The sequence below is a fragment of the Janthinobacterium sp. C22 genome (assembly GCF_057919405.1).
In genome coordinates, this window is sequence record NZ_CP193659.1 from 3,053,011 (window position 1) to 3,069,194 (window position 16,184).

At 62.2% G+C, this 16,184-nt stretch carries 12 protein-coding genes and 1 pseudogene; 9 read left to right on the plus strand and 4 right to left on the minus strand.

All coding sequences use genetic code 11. The features are described 5' to 3' along the window. Positions 1–202 precede the first annotated feature (202 nt). The 6 genes and pseudogenes from pheS to ACRHIG_RS14310 all read left to right on the plus strand — a co-directional run bounded on the left by pheS (position 203) and on the right by ACRHIG_RS14310 (position 7,068). Positions 203–1,219, plus strand: coding sequence for a phenylalanine--tRNA ligase subunit alpha (pheS, locus tag ACRHIG_RS14285; RefSeq protein WP_034751917.1), 1,017 nt, complete (start codon positions 203–205; stop codon positions 1,217–1,219). A 78-nt stretch (positions 1,220–1,297) separates the two neighbouring features. Further along, a pseudogene (gene pheT / locus ACRHIG_RS14290) lies at positions 1,298–3,723 on the plus strand (phenylalanine--tRNA ligase subunit beta). Between the two features lie 172 nt (positions 3,724–3,895). After that, positions 3,896–4,243, plus strand: a complete 348-nt coding sequence (locus tag ACRHIG_RS14295; protein ID WP_010399205.1) for an integration host factor subunit alpha — start codon at positions 3,896–3,898, stop codon at positions 4,241–4,243. Positions 4,244–4,253: 10 nt separating this feature from the next. Next, complete coding sequence (locus tag ACRHIG_RS14300) at positions 4,254–4,661, plus strand: MerR family transcriptional regulator (RefSeq protein WP_475413958.1); 408 nt, start codon at positions 4,254–4,256, stop codon at positions 4,659–4,661. A 207-nt stretch (positions 4,662–4,868) separates the two neighbouring features. Next, positions 4,869–5,501, plus strand: coding sequence for a response regulator (locus ACRHIG_RS14305; RefSeq protein WP_010399201.1), 633 nt, complete (start codon positions 4,869–4,871; stop codon positions 5,499–5,501). Positions 5,502–5,652: 151 nt separating this feature from the next. After that, positions 5,653–7,068: a sensor histidine kinase gene (locus tag ACRHIG_RS14310; RefSeq protein WP_475413957.1), complete on the plus strand. Its 1,416-nt coding sequence runs from the start codon at positions 5,653–5,655 to the stop codon at positions 7,066–7,068. Between the two features lie 66 nt (positions 7,069–7,134). Here ACRHIG_RS14310 and ACRHIG_RS14315 read toward each other — a convergent pair whose 3' ends face one another. Both ACRHIG_RS14315 and ACRHIG_RS14320 read right to left on the minus strand, forming a co-directional pair. Then, positions 7,135–7,944: a Crp/Fnr family transcriptional regulator gene (locus ACRHIG_RS14315; RefSeq protein WP_034783188.1), complete on the minus strand. Its 810-nt coding sequence runs from the start codon at positions 7,942–7,944 to the stop codon at positions 7,135–7,137. 225 nt (positions 7,945–8,169) lie between these two features. Continuing rightward, complete coding sequence (locus ACRHIG_RS14320; RefSeq protein ID WP_489630543.1) at positions 8,170–10,227, minus strand: methyl-accepting chemotaxis protein; 2,058 nt, start codon at positions 10,225–10,227, stop codon at positions 8,170–8,172. Positions 10,228–10,401: 174 nt separating this feature from the next. Here ACRHIG_RS14320 and ACRHIG_RS14325 point away from each other — a divergent pair, with 174 nt between their 5' ends. Beyond that, complete coding sequence (locus ACRHIG_RS14325) at positions 10,402–12,078, plus strand: peptide chain release factor 3 (RefSeq protein WP_489630803.1); 1,677 nt, start codon at positions 10,402–10,404, stop codon at positions 12,076–12,078. A gap of 117 nt (positions 12,079–12,195) precedes the next feature. On the opposite strand, the gene ACRHIG_RS14330 is transcribed toward ACRHIG_RS14325, so the two are convergent. Next, a complete protein-coding gene (locus ACRHIG_RS14330; RefSeq protein ID WP_489630544.1) occupies positions 12,196–14,088 on the minus strand; it encodes a putative bifunctional diguanylate cyclase/phosphodiesterase in 1,893 nt (630 codons plus the stop codon). A gap of 454 nt (positions 14,089–14,542) precedes the next feature. Between ACRHIG_RS14330 and ACRHIG_RS14335 the strand changes: the two genes are divergently transcribed. Beyond that, the gene (locus tag ACRHIG_RS14335; protein ID WP_489630545.1) at positions 14,543–14,668 is read left to right on the plus strand and encodes a hypothetical protein; all 126 of its coding nucleotides are present in this window, start codon (positions 14,543–14,545) and stop codon (positions 14,666–14,668) included. Between the two features lie 33 nt (positions 14,669–14,701). Next, positions 14,702–15,085: a nucleoside diphosphate kinase regulator gene (gene rnk, locus ACRHIG_RS14340; protein ID WP_252867398.1), complete on the plus strand. Its 384-nt coding sequence runs from the start codon at positions 14,702–14,704 to the stop codon at positions 15,083–15,085. Between the two features lie 59 nt (positions 15,086–15,144). Here the strand turns inward: rnk and ACRHIG_RS14345 are convergent, their stop codons facing one another. Continuing rightward, entirely contained in the window at positions 15,145–16,170 is a 1,026-nt protein-coding gene (locus tag ACRHIG_RS14345) for a transporter (RefSeq protein WP_489630546.1), read from the minus strand. Between the last annotated feature and the right edge of the window lie 14 nt (positions 16,171–16,184).

Sequence of the window (16,184 nt, forward strand, 5' to 3'; positions counted from 1 at the left end):
AGCCAGCATTCGCTGCGATTGTCAACGCAGTGAAAGCAAAAATCGCTGCGTAAGCATCGGTCATTGCACAACGTCATCCCCAGGATGACGTTATAAAGAGCGGGGCAGGGGTGTACAACCACCTTGTGCCCCGTTTCCGTTTTTGATTGTTGGGTTCTAGATTACTAAATCCAGGATTGATTTCCAAAACAGGAAAAGCCGCATGAACTCCCTAGAAGAACTCGTCGTCTCGGCCCAGGCTGACTTTATCGCCGCCGCAGACGCTGCCGCACTTGAAAACGCCAAAGCCCGCTACCTGGGCAAGACTGGCCAGATTACCGAAATGATGAAGGGCCTGGGCAAGCTGGACCCGGACGCGCGCAAGGCGCAGGGCGCCCTGATCAACGCCGTCAAAGTGCAGATCGAAGACGCGCTGACGGCGCGCCGTGATGCGCTGGCCGATGCCCAGATGCAAGGCCGTCTGAACGCCGAAGCGATCGACGTGACCCTGCCGGGCCGTGGCCGCATGCCCGGCGGCATCCATCCCGTGATGCGCACGTGGGAACGGGTCGAGGAAATCTTCCGCTCGATCGGTTTCGACGTGGCCGACGGCCCCGAAATCGAAAACGACTGGACCAACTTCACGGCGCTCAACAGCCCGGAAAACCACCCAGCCCGTTCCATGCAAGACACGTTCTACATCGATGGCAACGACACCGATGGCAAGCCCTTGCTGCTGCGCACGCACACAAGCCCGATGCAGGTGCGCTATGCGCGCACGCATACGCCGCCGATCAAGGTCATCGCGCCGGGCCGCACCTACCGCGTCGACAGCGACGCCACTCATTCGCCGATGTTCCACCAGGTCGAAGGCCTGTGGATCGCCGAAGACATCAGCTTTGCCGACCTGAAGGGCGTGTACCTGAACTTCGTCAAGGCCTTCTTCGAAACGGACGACCTGCAGGTGCGCTTCCGCCCGTCGTACTTCCCGTTCACGGAACCGTCGGCCGAGATCGACATCGCCTTCGGCTCCGGTCCTTTGAAGGGCCGCTGGCTGGAAGTGTCGGGCGCCGGCCAGGTGCATCCGACCGTGGTGAAGAACTTCGGCCTCGATCCCGAGAAATTCATCGGTTTCGCTTTCGGCTCCGGCCTGGAACGCTTGACGATGCTGCGCTATGGCATCAATGACCTGCGTCTGTTCTATGAAGGCGACTTGCGTTTCTTGAAGCAATTCAACTAAGCGTTGTTCCGTTTGATTCATGGCGCTTGAGCGCCCGTGCGCTCGCGCTGTGAGCTTTGACCCTTTGAAGGCTTGATTATGCAATTTTCCGAAAACTGGCTCCGTACCATGGTCGATCCGAAGATGACTTCGGACGAACTGGCCCATCTGCTGACCATGTCCGGTCTCGAAGTCGAGGACGTCGATCCCGTCGCCCCGCCTTTCTCGAACGTGGTGGTAGGTTTGGTCCTGGAGATGGAAAAACATCCGAACGCGGACCGCCTGAACGTGTGCCAGGTTGACGTCGGCACGGGCACCATGCTCAACATCGTCTGCGGCGCGCCCAACGTGCGCCCGGGCTTGAAAGTCGTCTGCGCGATGGCGGGCGCCGTGCTGCCCCCGGCGCCGATGGCAAGCCGTTTGAAATCAAGGTGGGCCAGCTGCGCGGCGTCGAGTCGCAAGGCATGCTGTGCTCCGCGCGCGAATTGAAATTGTCGGAAGAAAACGCCGGCTTGATGGAATTGCCGGACGACGCGCCGATCGGCCAGAATTTCCGCGATTACTTTGCCTTGAACGACTTGAAATTCACCATCAAGTTGACGCCGAACAAGGCGGACTGCCTGTCCGTGCTGGGCGTGGCGCGCGAAGTGTCGGCACTCACGGGCGTACCGCTAAATGCGCCGCAGTTCCGCGCCGTGCCGGTTTCCAGCGACGAAGTCCTGCCCGTGAAAGTCAGCGCGCCGGACCTGTGCGGCCGTTTCACGGGTCGCGTCATCCGCGGCCTGAACGCCAAGGCAGCCACGCCGGACTGGATGAAGCAGCGCCTCGAGCGCAGCGGCCAGCGTCCGCTGTCGGCCCTGGTCGATATTTCCAACTATGTCATGCTGGAACTGGGCCGTCCCAGCCACGTGTTTGACCTGGCAAAGATCCACGGCAGCCTCGACGTGCGTTGGGGCAAGGCGGGCGAATCCGTCAAGCTGTTGAATGGCAACACCGTTGCCGTCGACGAGTGGATTGGCGTCATTGCGGACGACCAGGAAATCGAATCGCTGGCCGGCATCATGGGCGGCGACGCCAGTTCCGTGTCGGACGATACGGACAGCATCTACCTGGAAGCGGCATTCTGGTGGCCGAACGCCATCCAGGGCCGCGCCCGCCGTTTGAATTTCTCGACCGATGCGGCGTACCGCTTCGAGCGCGGCGTCGATTTCGCCACCACCGTCGAGCACATCGAGCGCATCACGGCCCTGATCGTGGAAATCTGCGGCACGCCGGCCACCACCGTCGGCCCCGTCGACGACCACGTGGTGAACTTGCCGCAACGCCAGCCCGTGTCGATGCGCACGGCGCGCGCGCAAAAAGTCATCGGCGTGCCGCTCAACGATGAGCTGATCGCCGACATCTTCACGCGCCTGGCGCTGCCGTTCACCCTGGCGGACGGCGTGTTTTCCGTGACCTCTCCCAGCTACCGTTTCGACATCGAGATCGAGGAAGACCTGATCGAGGAAGTGGCGCGCGTGTACGGTTTTGAAAACATCCCGACCTTGCCGCCCGTGGCCGCGAACGTGATGCAGATTGCACCGGAAAATACCCGCTCCTTGTTTGCGGTACGTCATGAGCTGGCCGACCTGGGCTTCCAGGAAGTGGTTAACATGAGCTTTGTCGATGCGGCATGGGAGCGCGATTTCTCGGGCAATACGCATCCGATCAAATTGCAGAATCCGATCGCCAGCCAGATGAGCGTGATGCGTTCCTCGCTGATCGGCAGCCTGATCGCCAACGTGCGCTACAACCTGAACCGCAAGACGAACCGCGTGCGCATCTTCGAAGTGGGCGCCATCTACCAGCGCGACGACAGCGTGCAAAACGGCCCCTTGTCGGTGGCCGGCTACGCCCAGCCCAAGCGTGTGGCGGCCATGGCCTACGGCGCGGTGGCCGACGAACAGTGGGGTCAGCCGTCCCGCACGGTCGACTTCTTCGACGTGAAGGCGGACCTGGAAGCGCTGTTCGCGCCGCTGGTCTTGCGTTTCACCAAGGCGGAACATCCAGCCCTGCATCCGGGCCGTTCGGCCAATGTGGAACTCGACGGCAAGGTCATCGGTTTCATCGGCGAATTGCACCCGCGCTGGATGCAAAAGTACGACCTGCCGCTGGCGCCCGTGCTGTTCGAAGTCGATGCCGCTGCCCTGACGCAAAGAGTCGTGCCCGTGTACCAGGAAATCTCGAAATTCCCTGGCGCCAGCCGCGACCTGGCCGTGGTCGTCAAGCAATCGGTGGCCGTGCAGGATCTGCTCGACAGTTTCCACGCCGCCGCCAAGGCAAGCCCTGCGGCGCGTATCGTGCAAGCCATTGTTTTATTTGATGAATATCGTGGAAAAGGGCTGGAAACGGATGAAAAAAGCCTTGCTTTCCGGATTAGCTTGCAAGATACTCAAAACACCCTGCAAGACGATGTCGTCGATGGCCTGATGGCTGTCCTGATCGATGCCGCCAAGCAGGGCCACGACGCGAAACTGCGTTCGTAATTACCGGACTGGCCGTCGCTTTTTGCGTGACGGCCTTTCCGTCGTCAACCGTAGACGAGCTTGCCATGTGGCAGGCTCGGGCGCACAGAAAAGGCAGGGCAGGAAAATTAATAACAGCGACGTTGATTCCGCCGTACTGCAATCCGCACTGGCCGCCGATTTGCATCGGGCCATGCTGGTTGCCAAAGTGCGCCAGGAAGCGGAAAAAGATTTACCCACCTTGACCAAGGCGGAATTGGCCGAACTGTTGTTCGAGCAAGTTGGCCTGAACAAGCGCGAAGCGAAGGATATGGTCGAGACCTTTTTCGACGAAATCCGCAATGCGCTTGAGCGCGGCGAGGCCGTCAAATTGTCCGGTTTCGGCAATTTCCAGCTGCGCGACAAGCCGCAACGGCCGGGCCGCAATCCGAAGACGGGTGAAGAGATTCCCATCACGGCGCGCCGCGTCGTGACCTTTCATGCGAGCCAGAAGCTGAAAAGCATGGTCGAAGAGACCAGTCCGCTGGCACGTGCTGCCTGAGTGAGTGGCGATGAACGAGCGCATCAGTAAAACCGAGTTGATCGCCCCCTTGCCGCCCATTCCGGCGAAACGCTATTTCACGATCGGCGAGGTGAGCGAGTTGTGCGGCGTCAAACCGCACGTGCTGCGCTACTGGGAGCAGGAGTTTTCTCAGCTCAAGCCGGTCAAACGACGTGGCAACCGCCGTTATTATCAGCACCATGAGGTGCTGTTGATACGCCGCATCCGCGAATTGCTGTATGAGCAGGGTTTTACCATCAGCGGCGCGCGCAACAAGCTCGATAGCCGTGGCGCATCGCATGCCATTCTTGATGAGCTGCCTGTGCTGCCGGCCATGCCCGTCGTGCCGCAGGAAGCGCCGCTGGACCGCGCGTGGATACGCAATGAATTAATGGCGATTTTAAACTTGCTAAAATAAGATTTGTACCAATATAGGTGGGGTTGTCCGGTACCGCTTGACTATACTGCATGGGCGCTCCGGCTCCGCCTTGGCGCTGCCGCTACCGTACGGTGCGCCATATTTTGAATATAATGTTAATGTTGCGTTTTTGTTAGTGACGCTAGGCCGGAGCAGCGTTCAGGTTCCGGTAGTCTTTCCCAGGCCAGGAAAATTTAAGGGGAAACAATGATACGCGTTGCCATTTGTGATGATCACCAAATAGTACGAGCTGGATTCAAACAGATTTTTTCGTCGTCAGACGATTTCAGTGTGGTGGCGGAAGCCGGTACGGGGCGCGAAGCGCTCGATATCGCCCGCCGCGAAATTTGCGATGTATTGCTGCTCGATATAGCCATGCCCGACCAGAGCGGCATCGATACCTTGCGCACGATCCGCCAGGGCCAGCCGGAATTGCCCGTGCTGATCCTCAGCGGCTATCCTGCGCAGCAATACGCGCTGAACCTGTTCAAGATGGGCGCGAATGGCTATCTGAACAAGGAATGCGAAGCCGATGAGCTGATGACGGCCGTGCGCACCGTATTCCAGGGGCGCCGCTATGTCAGCTCCACCGTGGGCGAGTTGCTGGCGCAGTCGTTCGACCGCGACACGAATGCGGCCTTGCATACGGAATTGTCGGACCGCGAGTTCCAGGTCTTCCTGCGCCTGGCGCGCGGCGCCACCGTGTCCGATATCGGCGTGGCCTTGTCGCTGAGCATCAAGACGGTGAGCACCTACCGTACGCGCATCATGGAAAAAATGGGCTTGCAATCGAACAGCGACTTGACCTATTACGCAATGAAAAACAATTTGCTTGACTAGCGCTGCGGTGCGATCATGGCAGCATGATCGCTCAGCCAGCTAGCCGGGCACGACTTGATGTTGTGCAGTGCAGCAGTTTGTGGCGAGGACTATAATTGGCCGGCGCCGGCGCTCTCTCCCGCGCCGAACCTTGCTAAGGATGCACATCAGGATGTATTTCACCGCTGAACCGGCCCCGAATCACCGCCTGCCCCTGTACAAGACGATCCTGTGCGTGACTTGCGCCTTGCTGCTTGTACTCAATGGTTTCAGTCTCTATCATAACCTGCAGTCGCTGAAGGGCACGAACGCCTTGCTCAGCCAGAGCGCCCGCGTGGCGGACCGCCTGCAGTATTTGAACGTGCTCGTGCTCGATGCGGAAAGCAGCTTGCGCGGCTATTTCATTTCCGGCTCGGAAACCTATCTGGGACCGTCGAAGACCGCCACCACCGAAATCGAAAACGAATTCAACGAGCTGCAGACCTTGCTCGCAGGCAGTCCCACCCAACTGAAGAACCTGGGCCAGCTGAAAAGCTTGATCCGTCGCAAGATGTCGATGCTGCAACAGTCGATCGACGTCTACAAGCAGGGCGGGCTGGCCGAGATCGTCAACATTTCCCGCGTGACCGATGACCGCGCCACCATGGACGAGATCCGCCTGCAGGTGGTGATCATGACGCGCGAGCAGAATGAAGCGCTGTCGTCCGGCAGCGCCGCCTTTTATCATGAGTACCAGAAAGCCGTGCTGCTCGGCATCGGCATCAATGCCCTGGCCATCCTCGTGCTGATCATGTTTTACCAGCTGGTGCGGCGCAGCTTCCAGAACCGCGCGGCCGTCGAATATGCATTGCAAAATGCCAACGACACCCTGGAATCGACGGTCAGCAAGCGCACGGAGCAGTTATCCGTGCTGTCGCGCCATTTGATCAGTGTCAATGAAGTGGAAAAGGCGCGCCTGGCGCGCGAGCTGCACGATGAGCTGGGCGCCAACCTGACCTCGATCAGCATGGACCTGGGGGCCGTCACGCAGCAACTGGCGCATACACAGCCTGACCTGGCCGCGCAATTGCGCCGCGCCAAGGCGACCTTGCTGGAGACGGTGGAACTGAAGCGCCGCATCGTCGAAGATCTGCGCCCCAGCTTGCTGGACAACCTGGGCCTGTGCGCCGCCATCGAAAGCTATTGCGAGGATTTTGCGCGCATGAGCTCGGTTCGCTGCGAAACGGATGTGGCCATCAATATCGACAACCGCGAAGCGACCCTGACGATCGCCCTGTTCCGCATCGTGCAGGAATCGCTGACGAATATTCTCAAATATGCGCGCGCCGGCATGGTCAGCGTGACATTGAAGCGCAACGAGCACGGCCTGGTGCTGCGCGTGATCGACGACGGCATCGGCATCACGGAAGATGCGCTGCAAAAACCCATGTCGCACGGCTTGCTGGGCATGCGCGAACGTGCCTTGTTGCTGGGCGGCACCCTCACCGTGCGCCAGGGGCCGGAAGGCAAGGGGACGTGCGTGGAAGCCGTGATTCCCTTGCCGCTGACGCCGGAGCCGGAAGAGATCGACGAAGACGCCAGCGTGTGAGTGTTTCTGAATGCAAAAAAATGGCCGGGCATGCAGCCCGGCCATTTTTTTATCCATCCTGTCAGATCAGCAGCGTGATACGTCGCGCAGCAAACGGTCGTATTCCGTCTTGGCGACCTTGTAGCACTCGCCCGCATAGCATTCCAGGCCGGCGCGGTCCAGCACCGTGATATTGCCGCGGCGATAGTGGATCAAGCCTTCTTCCTGCAGCTTGCCGGCGGCGGCCGTGATGCTTTCGCGGCGCACGCCCAGCATGATGGAGATCAGCTCCTGCGTCACCTTCAATTCGTTCGATGGCGAACGGTCCAGGCGGTCCAGCAGCCAGCGGCACAGCTTTTGCTCGATCGAGCTGTGGCGGCCGCCGACGGCGTTCTGCGCCATCTGCGCAAACAGGGCGTTGGTGTAGCGCATCAGCAGCTGGGGCAGGGCGCCGCCTTGATTGAAGGCATCGCGCAAGCTTTGCGTTTTCAGGCGGTAGCCGTAACCGGCGCTTTGCACGACGGCCGTGCACATGGCGCGCTCGCCTGCCAGCAGCGAGGCACCAGCCACGCCTTCATGGCCGACGACGGCGATTTCCGTCGTGGCGCCGTCTTCCATCACGTACAGCAAGGAAATGATGGCGGTGGTGGGGAAGTAGCTGTATTCCAGGTTGTTACCGTAGGCATACAGTTCCTTGCCGAAAGGCAGTTCCACCAGTTCCAGGTCTTCGAACAGCGATTCGAGCGCGGCGCGCGGCAGGGCGGCCAGCAATTCATTCTGTTGTGCACTGCTGAGGCTAACCCGCGACGCAAGCTTGATTTCCCGTCCGGCCGCCGGCATGGCGCGCGGCAGCAGCTGGTTCTTCTGGACCGGGGCGATAAGTTGAGTATGGCTCATAGTATTCCTCACAGGCTTTTTACATCGGAGTGCGACTGCCGCGTTGCCGGTCAAAAAAGCTGCCGTACTCATGTGATAACGGTGTTTCTTTCGACCGCGCGGTGCAGATCGCGATGTAGCTACTTTAAAAGCTTATGTAAGTGGCGAACATAAGATTAGCAGTCGCCACTTTGTAGTCTCTTTTGAGGCGAAATTGTAGTCCTTGTCCTACGTGCACACTTTTGACTAGCTAGCCTTGCGCCGTTCTGCGCGATTTTGTGATATGACGCGCGGCTTGTTGGCGCTCCACAGGCCGGCCGGACGCACGCTGGGCAAGCCGTCGCGCACGGTCGCGGCGGGTGCCTGGCGCGGGCCTGGCACCTCGTGTTCCCCCAGTCGGAAGCGGCTCACGGCCTGCGTCAGGGCCTCGCCTTCCTGGTGCAGGCGCTGCGAACCGGCGCGCGCCTCGTCGACCAGACCCGCGTTCTGGCGCGTCATGTCGTCGATCTGCGCCAGCGCCTGGTTGATGCGGGCGATCTCGCCATTCTGCTCGGCGCCGGCGCTGCTGATGCGTCCGATCACCACGGCCACTTCCTGCACGGCATCGACGACTTGCCGCATGGTGCTGCCGGCGGCATTGACCAGGTCGCCGCCCGCATCGACGGTGGCGACGGAATCGCCGATCAGGCGCTTGATTTCCAGCGCCGCCTCGTTCGAGCGCTGCGCCAGGCTGCGCACCTCGGCCGCCACGACGGCAAAGCCGCGCCCTTGTTCGCCCGCGCGCGCCGCTTCCACGGCCGCGTTCAGGGCCAGGATATTCGTCTGGAAGGCGATGCCGTTGATGACGCCGATGATGTCGACGATCTTGTGCGAGCTGGCCTTGATCGAGGCCATGGTCTCGACCACGGCGCCCACGGTGTGCCCGCCGCGCAGCGCCACGTCGGCCGCCGTTGCCACCAGGGTGCGTCCCTGTCCTACGTGGGCTTCGTTGCGGCCCACGGTGGCCGTCAGCTCGCGCATCGAGTCGACGGTGGCGCCCAGCGCGTCCGCTTGCGTGGCCGTGTGGCCGGACAGGGCCGCGTTGCCCTGGGCGATATCGGCGCCGGCGGCGGCGATGACGGCCGCGCCGCCGCGGATTTCCCGCACCAGGGTGGCCAGGCCATGCGTCATGGCGCCGAAGTCGCGCACCAGGTCGCCGATTTCGTCGTGCGCCTGCGAGGTGATGCGCTGCGACAGGTCGCCCGCCGCCGCCGCGCCGACGGCCAGGCGCAATTGCGTCACGTCGCGCGCAAACGCGGCATAAAAGCCCGCGCACAGGTAGGCTGCGGCCAGCAGCACCAGCAGCATGGCGGCCAGGATCAGGCCGCGGCGCGCTTCGTCGCGGGCGACGCGCTGCGCCAGCAGGCTGTCGAGCGCGGAGGCGGAGGCGCCGGACAGCGCGTGCAGGGCGTCGATCGCCTGCATGCCGGCCGCGTGGAATTGCGCGCCCGAGGTCTGGTCGTAGGAATTTGTCACTTCATTCTTCGTACGTTCGAGGAAGGCGAGAGCTGCCGGCACGGCTTTCAGGGCAGGCTGCAGGCTGGCGCGCAAATCCGGCCTGGCGGCGAAGATTTCATCGAAGCGGGCCGGCAGGCGTTCCAGTTCGTGGCGCGCGATCAGGGCGTTGGCGTTGACCAGCTGGTCCTCGTTCGCTTCGAACAGGCCCGTGTCGATGTAGGCGGCGCCGCGCCCGGCGATGTCGGACAGGCTTTCGGTCAGGTCGGGCAGGGTGGCCGTGAAGACGGCGCTCAGGTGGTTGGCGCCCGCGTCCGGGTCCAGGCTCAGGTGCGAACGGTCGGCCACCAGCTGGCCCAGCTTGGCCGCCTGGCGCAGCAGCGCCGTGTGCGCCGCGTAGCTGTCGCGCGCCGCCAGGCCCGCCTGGCGGCCCAGCAGTGCTTGCCACTGCTTCGTCAGCTCGGCCGCCTGCGGCAGGCCCGCGCCGGCCGGCAAACGCCCCAGGGCCGCCAGCGCGGCCGTGATGCGCGCATTGACGGCCGTGTTGTCCATGCCCGCCTTGCCGCTCAGGCGCAGGTGCTCGAGGCCGCGCCGCTGCTGCAGCAGGCGCGTGCCTTCCTGCAGCTGGCGCACATACGCCACGCCCCGCTGCGCATCCTGCGCCTGGGCCAGCGACTTGCCCAGTTCCGAGATCAGCAGGGTGGTCGCCAGCGCCAGCGGCAGCAGGAAGACCAGGCAGACAAGCATGAATTTGGGCAGCAGGCGCAGGCGCTGCATGAGTCGGACGGCGGGGGTGAGGAGCATTTTCATCGGGTTTCCAGGGTAGGGTGACAACATTTCTGCACTGCAATGTTGCCTGCGGATTGTGACCCCTTGATGAAGCGGGCGATTTTGCCGTTCGCCACAGTGAAGCAGTTCACACGGAAGGCCGATCCTTCTGTAAAATCGAGGGTTTTTTGCGAGGGCCATATTATGGTCACCAATATGGCCAACGAGAACGACATCCACACCCCCGATTCCACCGACAGCGCGGACAACGCCGCGGCGCCAGCCAGCAGCAAGGCGCCGGCCGTGATCGCGCGCGAAGTGCAGCGCCGCCGCACCTTCGGCATCATTTCCCACCCGGATGCGGGCAAGACCACGCTGACGGAAAAACTGCTGCTGTTCTCGGGCGCGATCCAGATGGCCGGTACCGTCAAGGCCCGCAAATCGGGCCGCCACGCGACGTCGGACTGGATGGAGATCGAGAAGCAGCGCGGCATTTCCGTCGCTTCCTCGGTGATGCAGTTCGAATTCCGCGACCACGTCGTCAACCTGCTCGACACCCCGGGCCACCAGGACTTCTCGGAAGATACCTACCGCGTGCTGACGGCGGTCGACTCGGCGCTGATGGTGATCGATGCGGCCAAGGGCGTGGAAGCGCAGACGATCAAGCTGCTGGCCGTCTGCCGCATGCGCAATACGCCCATCGTCACGTTCATGAACAAGATGGACCGCGAGACGCGCGATCCGCTGGACCTGCTCGACGAACTCGAGTCGGTGCTGAAGATCCAGTGCGCGCCCGTCACCTGGCCTATCGGCATGGGCAAGAACTTCCGCGGCGTGTACCACCTGCTGAACGACGAGATCATGCTGTTCAAGGCGGGCGAGGAAAAGGCCGACGGCGCCTTCGAAATCATCAAGGGCATCGACAATCCCCGCCTGCAGGAGATGTTCCCGCTGGAGATGGATCAGTTGCGCATGGAAGTCGAATTGGTGCACGGCGCGTCGAATCCGTTCAACCTGGAGGAATTCCTTTCCGGCGTGCAGACGCCCGTGTTCTTCGGTTCGGCCATCAACAACTTCGGCGTGCGCGAGATTCTCTCCGCTCTGGTCGACTGGGCGCCGGCGCCGCGCCCGCGCGACGCGACCGTGCGTTCCGTCGATCCGACCGAGCAGCCCTTCACCGGTTTCGTCTTCAAGATCCAGGCCAATATGGACCCGGCCCACCGCGACCGCATCGCCTTCCTGCGCGTGTGCTCGGGACGTTTCGAGCGCGGCATGAAGGTCAAGCACTTGCGCCTGGGGCGCGAGATCAAGGTGTCGAACGTGGTGACCTTCATGGCTTCCTCGCGCGAACAGGTGGAAGAAGCGTACGCGGGCGACATCATCGGCTTGCCGAACCATGGCAACATGCAGATCGGCGACAGTTTTTCCGAAGGCGAGATGCTGACGTTTACGGGCATCCCGTACTTCGCGCCGGACTTCTTCCGCTCCGTGCGCATCCGTAATCCGCTGAAGATCAAGCAGTTGCACAAGGGCTTGCAGCAGCTGGGCGAAGAGGGCGCGGTGCAGGTCTTCAAGCCGGTGCAGGGCGGCGAACTGGTACTGGGCGCCGTCGGCGTGCTGCAGTTCGAAGTGGTGGCCAGCCGTTTGCTCAACGAGTACGGCGTCGATGCCGTGTTCGAAGGCACCAGCATCAGCAGCGCGCGCTGGGTCAGCTGCGACGACAAGCGCGTCCTGCAGGACTTCGAAAACGCGCTGGGCCACAACGTGGCCTACGATGCGGCCGGCAACATGGCTTACCTGGCCACGTCGGGCGTCAACCTGCGGTTGACGGAAGAGCGCTGGCCGAAGCTGACATTCCACGCGACGCGCGAGCATTCGGCGAAATTGGCCTGATGTGGGTGGTGTCGGGTTACGCGCTTCGCGCTAACCCGACCTACGCCGACCTACCTGTTCATGGCGTAGGTCGGATTAGGCCAACGGCCGTAATCCGACACCATCGTTGGCAGCAACTCAAGCCGGCAAAATCGTGCGCGTGCTCCAGTCGCGCCGCTCCAGCAGCAATGCCGTCAGCTGCGCCGCCGTCATCGGGCGCGCGAAGAAGTAGCCCTGCACGTTGTCGCAGCCCGCCGTTCTCAAAAACTCCACCTGCTGCAAGGTCTCCACCCCTTCGGCCACCACCTTCAGGTGCAGGCTGTGCGCCATGGCGATGATGGCCGTGACGATGGCTTCGCCCTCGCCCGGCAGGTCGTGCACGAAGCTGCGGTCAATCTTCAATTGGTCGATCGGCAGGCGCTTCAGGTAGGACATCGACGAATAGCCGGTGCCGAAATCGTCGACGGACAAATGGATGCCCGTTTCCTGCAGGCGCCGCATCAGTTCCACGTTGGCGTGGATATTGTCCATCAAGACCCCTTCCGTGATTTCCAGCTCCAGCAAGCCATGCGGCAGCTGCGTTTCGTGCAGGATGGCGCGGATATCGTCCATCAGGCCCGGGTCGCGCGCCTGGCAGGCCGACAGGTTGACGGCCACGTGCTCGAGCGAGTCGAGCAGCCCCGCCTTGCACCAGACGGCCGCCTGGCGGCAGGCGCTTTGCAGCACCCAGCGTCCGAGGTCGACGATGATGCCGCTTTCCTCGGCCACGGGAATGAATTCGGCGGGGCTCAGCTGGCCCATTTCGCGGCAGTTCCAGCGTACCAGCGCTTCCACGCCCACGATGCGCCCGCTGCGCAAGTCGATCTGCGGCTGGTAGTGCAGATACAGTTCCTCGTTTTGCAGCGCGCGGCGCAGGTTCGCTTCCATGCGCAGGCGGCGCTGGGCGCGCAATTCCATTTCGGCCTTGAACACGGCGTAGCGGTTCTTGCCCTGGTGCTTGGCGTGGTACATCGCCGTATCGGCATTGCGCGTCAGGGTGGCCACGTCCTGCGCGTCGAACGGGTACAGGCTCACGCCGATGCTGGCGCTGACGTACAGCTGGTGGCCTTCGAGGTCGAACGGCGCGGCCAGCACGGCGAGGATCTTGCGCGCCACGCTGGCCATTTCCGAGCTGTCGTCGGCCGGTTCGACGATGACGACGAATTCGTCGCCGCCGATGCGGCAGATGATGTCGGTGCCGCGCAGGATGGCCACCAGGCGCTCGGCGACGAGCTTGAGCAGCTGGTCGCCGCAGTGGTGGCCCAGCGTATCGTTGACGATCTTGAAGTTGTCCAGGTCCAGCAGCAGCAGGCCCACGCTGCTGTCCTGGCGGTCGGCGCGCGCCAGCGCGTAGGCCAGGGCGTCGTTGAATTCATGGCGGTTCGGCAGCTGCGTGACGGAGTCGACGTGGGCCAGGTAGTGCAAATGGCTTTCCGCATGCTGGGCGGCGGTGCGCGTGCGGCGCACCATCAGGAACGTCAGGCCGAATGCGCACAGGCAGACGAGCAGGGTGAAGGCGGCAAATTGCGCCAGGCTGGCGTACAGCGGCGCCAGGCTGGCGCGCAGGTACAGCGCGCCGCCGCCGGGCAAGGCCTTCAGGATGGCGGCGCTGCCGTCCGGATAATCGATATGCAGGCCGTTGCGCGGCGCCGCGGGCACGGCGTCGGCGCCGCTGCGCGCGTAGCGGGCAAACGGCATGCCATAGGGGGTGTAGAGCAGTGCTTGGCGGATATGCGGGGCGGCGGCGAGGGGAGCGAGAAGTTGTTGTGCAGCAAGACGATTATCCTGACGCATGGCCTGGGAGGCGGCGGGCGCCAGCATGTCGGCCTGGATGCGCAGGTTGTGCTGGAAGGATGCCTGGAGGGAAAACAATTGGAAGAGGATCAGCAGCAGGCTGGCCGTGGCCAGCATGGCCGCCGCGGCCAGCAAGTTCAGCCGGGCTATCCGGTCGCCGCGCAGCTGCACGGAAGGCAGCATCAAGGGCGCCATCATGACGCATGCTCCTGCCGGCCCCGCTTGCCGCCGCCCCGTGTGATCCCGCCTCGCCCTGCCATACTTTACGTTCCAGTCTGATGAAAACCGAAGTGAGCCGGAACTCTCAACGTGTTGCTAAGTGTTGCTAAGGCCGACATATTGTCATTTTGCGGCGTGAAAGTACAGGGCGCGCGGCAATTTAGTGTCCAGGCCGCAGATCGGTGGCGGCAGGCAAGGCGACAAGACAGGCGGAAATAGCCGGCCGTGTCTTTCTAATAATAATTCAAATTGAATTTTAATCCTTTTTTGAGCAGCCGGGTTTTTTCCCTAAAAACATGCTGATAGTAAACAAAATGCCATGAAGAATAACTTCAATGCGTCCGTCCAGCCTGGCGCGGATTAACTTTTTCTCTGGGTGGCTGATTGCAAGTCATTGATTTTTATAATTTTTAATGAAGAATGCGAGAACGCTATGGCCTTGCTCCGCGAGTTCGTCCATAATCCGCTGATGATGGACGTTCTGATGCTGTTTGTTTTGTCCGCCGCGGCCAAGCAAGTTGCCGCCAGCAAAACCGGACGTCGCCCTAATGATCAATAGTGAGGATATCTTGGAAAAAAACCAAAAATTATTTTGTCGTCACAAGACCTGGAACGACTGGAAGCGTTGTTGTATGCCTTGGGTAATAATTTGTCGCCTGACAAGGCCGCCTTGCTCGATGAGCTTGGCCGTGCCGAGGTGCTCGAGCCGCAAGAGATTCCCCCGACCGTCGTGACGATGAATTCCACCGTGCGCTTCACGGTGGAAAACAAGGAGGAATTCTGCCTGACGCTCGTCTATCCGAAGGATGTGGAAGGCCAGGCCGACCGTATTTCCGTGCTGGCGCCTGTCGGCAGCGCGCTGCTGGGCCTGTCCGTCGGCGACAGCATCGCCTGGCCCATGCCGGGCGGCGTGGTGAAGGTCAAGATCGAGGAAATCGTCTACCAGCCTGAACGGGCCGGTGAGTACCACCGCTAAGCGCGGCAAGCACCATGGCGTACGGCGCCCGCCGTCCGCCCGCCAGGCCGTGCAGGGATTTAACTGTTTCTCTGCACGCGCACCACCAGCCATCCCGCCACGACGGTGAACGTGACGATGATGGCGACGATGATCCAGAAGCCCTGCGGGTGCTGGGCCAGCGGAATCCCCACATTCATGCCCAGCATGCCGGCGATGATGTTGATCGGCAAGGCCAGCACGGTGACGATGGTCAGCACGAACAGGCTGCGGCTGTTTTCCTCGTTGACGCTGGCGGCAATCTCTTCCTGCAGCAGCTTGATGCGTTCCTGTAGCGAGGACATATCGCTGAGCACCACGGAAAATTCCTCCGTCGACTGGCGCAGTTCCAGGCTGTCCAGCTCCGACACCCATGCGGGCGGACGCTGCAGCAGGCGGAACAGGGCGGCCGGTTCCGGCGCCAGCAGGCGCTGCAGCCGCACCAGCACGCGCCGCATGCCGCCCAGGTCTGCGCGTTTCGGCACCAGGCGCCCGGCCAGCAAGTGATCCTCGATATCGTCGACCCGCGCCACGGCATCGCGCACGATGTTGACCAGCACGTCGGCCTGGTCGCGCAGCAGGTGGATCAGCAGTTCCACCGACGAGCGGATCGGTTCGTGGTTCTTGATGACGGCCTGGCGCAGGCGCTCGATCGACTGCAGCGGCGCGCGGCGCGCCGTGATGACGAGGTTTTGCGCCACGCTGGCCCACATGGTGGAAATATCGGACGCCTCGAACGAGAAATTGTGCACCACATCGTTGACCACGGCGATCAGGGTGTTTTCCGCCTGCTCGATGCGCGTGGAACGGGAGCCCTGGTGCAGGGTTTCATAGAATTCGTCGGCCAGCTGCGTGTGCGCCATCAGCCATTTTTCGCTGGCGGCATGCGACAAATTAAAATGCAGCCAGACGAATTCCTGCGCCGGCCTCGCCGCGCCATCGGCCAGCCAGGCCAATGCGGCCGTCGAGTCGAGCGCCAGCGGCTGCGCCGCGCGGCCAAACAGGAAGCCCCAGACCAGGCCAGAGGTATCCGAGCCGTAGGTAAAACCGGCAGTTTCCATCGCCATCGTGAATCTTTCTC

Excerpts from the sequence above, each read along its gene's own strand:
- pheS (WP_034751917.1), top strand. The coding sequence starts at position 203 with ATGAACTCCCTAGAAGAACTCGTCGTCTCGGCCCAGGCTGACTTTATC.
- ACRHIG_RS14295 (WP_010399205.1), top strand. The coding sequence starts at position 3,896 with ATGCTGGTTGCCAAAGTGCGCCAGGAAGCGGAAAAAGATTTACCCACC.
- ACRHIG_RS14300 (WP_475413958.1), top strand. The coding sequence starts at position 4,254 with ATGAACGAGCGCATCAGTAAAACCGAGTTGATCGCCCCCTTGCCGCCC.
- ACRHIG_RS14305 (WP_010399201.1), top strand. The coding sequence starts at position 4,869 with ATGATACGCGTTGCCATTTGTGATGATCACCAAATAGTACGAGCTGGA.
- ACRHIG_RS14310 (WP_475413957.1), top strand. The coding sequence starts at position 5,653 with ATGTATTTCACCGCTGAACCGGCCCCGAATCACCGCCTGCCCCTGTAC.
- ACRHIG_RS14315 (WP_034783188.1), bottom strand. The coding sequence starts at position 7,944 with ATGAGCCATACTCAACTTATCGCCCCGGTCCAGAAGAACCAGCTGCTG.
- ACRHIG_RS14320 (WP_489630543.1), bottom strand. The coding sequence starts at position 10,227 with ATGAAAATGCTCCTCACCCCCGCCGTCCGACTCATGCAGCGCCTGCGC.
- ACRHIG_RS14325 (WP_489630803.1), top strand. The coding sequence starts at position 10,402 with ATGGCCAACGAGAACGACATCCACACCCCCGATTCCACCGACAGCGCG.
- ACRHIG_RS14330 (WP_489630544.1), bottom strand. The coding sequence starts at position 14,088 with ATGATGGCGCCCTTGATGCTGCCTTCCGTGCAGCTGCGCGGCGACCGG.
- ACRHIG_RS14335 (WP_489630545.1), top strand. The coding sequence starts at position 14,543 with ATGGCCTTGCTCCGCGAGTTCGTCCATAATCCGCTGATGATGGACGTT.
- ACRHIG_RS14345 (WP_489630546.1), bottom strand. The coding sequence starts at position 16,170 with ATGGCGATGGAAACTGCCGGTTTTACCTACGGCTCGGATACCTCTGGC.